At 49.5% G+C, this 3,868-nt stretch carries 8 protein-coding genes and 1 other annotated feature; all 8 genes read left to right on the top strand.

The annotated features are described in order from the left end of the window. On the top strand, nt 1–70 hold a 70-nt coding region (locus NUV48_15415; GenBank protein ID MCR4443520.1), incomplete at its 5' end, for an elongation factor Tu. Between the two features lie 257 nt (nt 71–327). Then, nucleotides 328–477 carry a 50S ribosomal protein L33 gene (rpmG, locus tag NUV48_15410; GenBank protein MCR4443519.1) on the top strand — a complete coding sequence of 50 codons (150 nt, stop codon included), beginning with the start codon at nt 328–330 and terminating at the stop codon, nt 475–477. Between the two features lie 70 nt (nt 478–547). Further along, nucleotides 548–763 carry a preprotein translocase subunit SecE gene (gene secE / locus NUV48_15405; protein ID MCR4443518.1) on the top strand — a complete coding sequence of 72 codons (216 nt, stop codon included), beginning with the start codon at nt 548–550 and terminating at the stop codon, nt 761–763. 45 nt (nt 764–808) lie between these two features. Next, nucleotides 809–1,336 (top strand): transcription termination/antitermination protein NusG, encoded by a 528-nt coding sequence (nusG, locus tag NUV48_15400; protein MCR4443517.1) that lies wholly within the window; start codon nt 809–811, stop codon nt 1,334–1,336. 33 nt (nt 1,337–1,369) lie between these two features. Next, nucleotides 1,370–1,798 (top strand): 50S ribosomal protein L11, encoded by a 429-nt coding sequence (rplK, locus tag NUV48_15395; protein MCR4443516.1) that lies wholly within the window; start codon nt 1,370–1,372, stop codon nt 1,796–1,798. Between the two features lie 80 nt (nt 1,799–1,878). Then, a complete protein-coding gene (rplA, locus tag NUV48_15390) occupies nt 1,879–2,568 on the top strand; it encodes a 50S ribosomal protein L1 (GenBank protein ID MCR4443515.1) in 690 nt (229 codons plus the stop codon). A 26-nt stretch (nt 2,569–2,594) separates the two neighbouring features. After that, nucleotides 2,595–2,748, top strand: a sequence feature (ribosomal protein L10 leader region). Nucleotides 2,749–2,768: 20 nt separating this feature from the next. Next, complete coding sequence (rplJ, locus tag NUV48_15385; GenBank protein MCR4443514.1) at nt 2,769–3,293, top strand: 50S ribosomal protein L10; 525 nt, start codon at nt 2,769–2,771, stop codon at nt 3,291–3,293. 45 nt (nt 3,294–3,338) lie between these two features. Next, nucleotides 3,339–3,722, top strand: coding sequence for a 50S ribosomal protein L7/L12 (gene rplL, locus NUV48_15380; protein ID MCR4443513.1), 384 nt, complete (start codon nt 3,339–3,341; stop codon nt 3,720–3,722). The last annotated feature ends 146 nt before the right edge of the window (nt 3,723–3,868 follow it).

Here is a 3,868-nt window from a genome sequence, read left to right as displayed (position 1 = left end):
GCTGCGCTTTGCCATTCGTGAAGGCGGCCGCACCGTCGGAGCCGGCGTCGTGACCGCGATCATCGAGTAAGACTTGTGTTCTTAACAATAATCCGGCTTTTGGTAATACCAAAAGCCGGATTATTTTACGTGGTGCGCCCGGCATGGGCGCACGCTTGGCGGTGGAAGGCCGTTCCTGCAATACTGGTATGGGTACGAGGGTGACATTATCACAGAACAAACACAAAGAGTGCTCTGTTTGTGTTGACACGCAAAAAGGCATATGATAATATTAAGTACTGTCATGGATATAATACCCGCCCGGTGGCAATATTGGAGGTGGCGACGATGAGAGTGACCATAACCCTGGCCTGTACAGAATGCAAGCAGCGCAACTATAACACGACCAAGAACAAGAAAACTAATCCCGACCGCCTGGAGATGAAAAAATACTGCAAATTCTGCCGGACGCATACGTTACACAAAGAAACAAAATAAAACCGATCCGGATTTGTTTTGGTTTCTCGCTGGCAAGGTTATGATATATACTGTTAAGGGTGTGTGAAAAATGAGCGTGGCCAAGAGCGAAAAAATAGGCCTCATCGATCGAATAAAAAAACAATACCGGGGAGTCGTCACCGAACTTAAAAAGGTGCACTGGCCTAACAAAAAAGAAGTGGTTTCCTATACTACCATTGTCCTTGTTTCTGTTGCGCTTGTCGGGGCCGTGATCTGGATTTTTGATTCGGGTGTCAGCTATCTGATGAATATTATCATTGAATAAAATAAGGAGGGAGGGTCCTATTGCCCCGATAGGGTCCCTTGTTTTATGGAAAAAAACTGGTACGTCATTCACACATATTCAGGATATGAGAATAAAGTAAAAACTAACCTGGAAAAACGCATTGAATCCATGAATGTCGGCGACAAGATTTTCCGCATACTTGTCCCGATGGAAGATGAAATAGAGATCAAAAACGGCAAGAGAAAAATTGCCAAACGCAAGATTTTTCCTGGTTATGTCCTGGTCGAAATGATTATTACCGACGAGTCCTGGTATGTTGTGAGGAACACGCCCGGCGTAACAGGTTTTGTTGGCACGGGGTCAAAACCTATCCCCCTCCAGGAAACAGAAATCAGGCACATACTCAAGCATATGGGGCTGGAAGAGGCTAAACCCAAGGTGACTTTTAGTGTAGGCGAAAGCGTCAGGGTTATCTCGGGGCCGTTCCAGAATTTTATTGGCACGGTCGAAGAAATATACCCGGATAAAGGAAAAATAAAGGTCCTGGTGGGTATGTTCGGGCGTGAAACCCCGGTGGAACTAGATTTTAGCCAGGCCCAGAAGACAGTGTGAGCACATATCAACCAAGGGAGGTATACTGAATAAATGGCCAAGAAAGTTATCGGCTTTATAAAACTGCAGTGTACTGCTGGCAAAGCGACTCCGGCGCCGCCTGTCGGGCCTGCTCTAGGCCAGCATGGTGTCAATATTATGCAGTTTTGCAAGGAATTCAATGAAAGAACAGCCAAGCAGGCAGGGTTGATAATTCCTGTTGAGATAACGGTTTATGCGGACCGTTCATTTACCTTTGTTTGTAAAACTCCGCCAGCGTCGGTTCTTTTAAAGAAAGCGGCAGGCATCGAAACCGCGTCCGGCGAACCTAACCGGAAAAAAGTAGCCAAGGTGCCGCTGTCCAAGGTAAGGGAAATTGCCGAGTTGAAGATGCCCGACCTCAATGCCGCATCTTTAGAGGCGGCTATGCGCATGGTTGAAGGCACGGCCCGGAGCATGGGTATTGAAATTGTTAAGGGATAACTTCAAACGCCTTGTCGTTTGATAGTGGGAGGAGTCTCCATAAGGAGAGATTCCGCCATAACCACAAAGGAGGATGTAAAATGGCACCAGGTAAAAGATATGCAGACTCGCTGAAACAGGTTGACAGGAACCATTTGTATGAACCCAGGCAAGCCCTGGAGCTGGTTAAAAAACTGGCCAAAGCCAAATTCGATGAGACTGTGGAAATTGCCTTCAAGCTGGGAGTGGACCCGCGCCATGCCGACCAGCAGGTCCGCGGAGCGGTCGTTTTACCGCACGGGACGGGGAGAACCCGTAAAGTGCTGGTGTTTGCCAAGGGAGAAAAGGCTAAGGAAGCGGAGGCAGCCGGAGCGGATTTTGTCGGCGCGGAAGATCTGGTGGCCCAAATCCAGGAAGGGTGGTTCGGTTTTGAAGTTGCCGTAGCCACCCCAGACATGATGGCAATGGTGGGAAAGCTGGGTAAGCTTTTGGGACCCAAGGGATTGATGCCCAATCCCAAAGTGGGGACAGTGACTTTCGACATTGAAAAGGCCGTCAAAGAAATCAAGGCCGGAAAAGTTGAATACCGGGTAGACAAGACTGGTATTGTCCACGCTCCTATCGGAAAAGCGTCCTTTGACCTTGAAAAGCTGATGGAAAATTTCCAGACTATCGTGGAGGCAATAAACAAAGCCAAGCCGCCGGGGGCCAAAGGGCAGTACATCAAAAGCGTCACTATTTCTTCCACCATGGGACCTGGTATAAAGCTCAACCCGCTTAAACTGCTCTGAACGCTTTTTGGGCATTTTATGTTAAAAAACTTAATGACAAAAGACCGCAGACAGCAGGTGCCCGGTGCTTAAACTCACGCTGCGAGGCCTGCCGAGGTTGATCCATCATCTTTTGGTTCCCCAACGGGTTTCCGAAAGGTAATATAGCCTCCGTCTCTGCGGGGGTTCTTTATTCTATTAGCGAAAGGAGGCGTTACTGGTTGGGCAGCCTCGAAGAAAAAAAGCAAATAGTGGAACAGATTAAAGAAAGGTTTGACCGTGCCCAGTCAGTGGTTATTCTCGAAAACCGGGGGCTTACTGTGGCGCAGGCAACAGACCTGAGGGCCAGGCTGAGGGATGCCGGTGTGGATTTTAAAGTTTTAAAAAACACGCTGGTAAAAAGAGCGGCTGACGAGACGGGAATTACCGGTCTTGACCCGCTGCTGCAAGGTCCCACGGTTTGGGCTTTCAGCCTGGATGATGCCGTGGCGGCGCCAAAAGTGCTGCTGGAATTCACGAGAACTAACGACAAACTGGCGGTTAAGGGCGGGATACTGGAGAAAAAAATCATTACCGAAGACGGCATAAAAGCACTGGCTGAACTTCCTTCCCGCGAGGTTTTGCTGGCTCAGGTACTGGGAGCGTTCCAGAGCCCGCTTGCCGGGATGGCAAATGTGCTTCAAGGCCCGCTCCGCAAATTCGGCTATGCCCTGGAGGCTCTCAGGAAGGCCAGGGAAGGGGCTTGAATAAGGCAACAACCCATTGAAAAATTTTAAGGAGGAAAAATACGGATGTCAAAAATTAATGAGATCATTGAAGCGGTAAAAGGTTTAACCGTGCTGGAACTTGCCGAGCTTGTCAAAAAATTCGAAGAGGAGTTCGGGGTGTCCGCCGCCGCTCCCGTTGCTGTTGCTGCTGCTCCTGCCGCGGGCGCCGCTGCTGCGGCTCCTGTGGAAGAAGAGCAAACCGAATTTGACGTTATTCTGGTTGCCGCCGGCGAGAAGAAGATTAATGTGGTCAAAGTCGTCCGCGAACTGACCGGCTTGGGCTTGAAAGAGTCCAAAGACCTGGTGGACGGCGCTCCCAAACCTGTTAAGGAAAAAGTGGGCAAGGAAGAAGCCGAGGCAGTCAAGGCTAAGCTGGTGGAAGCAGGGGCCACAGTCGAAATTAAATGAATCAAGGAGCATCCCTTATTGACAAGAGGTTCCAACGCTATTCTCAAGCGCCCTAACAGGGCGCTTAAAATTTATATTGAACACAGTTCCGTAGAGATTTTTGCGATGCCCGGCAAGCCCGGCGGCCCAAGCGATGGAAGGAACAC

Source organism: Peptococcaceae bacterium (assembly GCA_024655825.1).
Lineage (GTDB): Bacteria > Bacillota > Peptococcia > DRI-13 > PHAD01 > JANLFJ01.
This window is presented reverse-complemented; position numbering and strand designations above follow the sequence as displayed.

Coding starts and splice junctions, on each gene's coding strand:
- rpmG (MCR4443519.1), top strand. CDS start 328: ATGAGAGTGACCATAACCCTGGCCTGTACAGAATGCAAGCAGCGCAAC.
- secE (MCR4443518.1), top strand. CDS start 548: ATGAGCGTGGCCAAGAGCGAAAAAATAGGCCTCATCGATCGAATAAAA.
- nusG (MCR4443517.1), top strand. CDS start 809: ATGGAAAAAAACTGGTACGTCATTCACACATATTCAGGATATGAGAAT.
- rplK (MCR4443516.1), top strand. CDS start 1,370: ATGGCCAAGAAAGTTATCGGCTTTATAAAACTGCAGTGTACTGCTGGC.
- rplA (MCR4443515.1), top strand. CDS start 1,879: ATGGCACCAGGTAAAAGATATGCAGACTCGCTGAAACAGGTTGACAGG.
- rplL (MCR4443513.1), top strand. CDS start 3,339: ATGTCAAAAATTAATGAGATCATTGAAGCGGTAAAAGGTTTAACCGTG.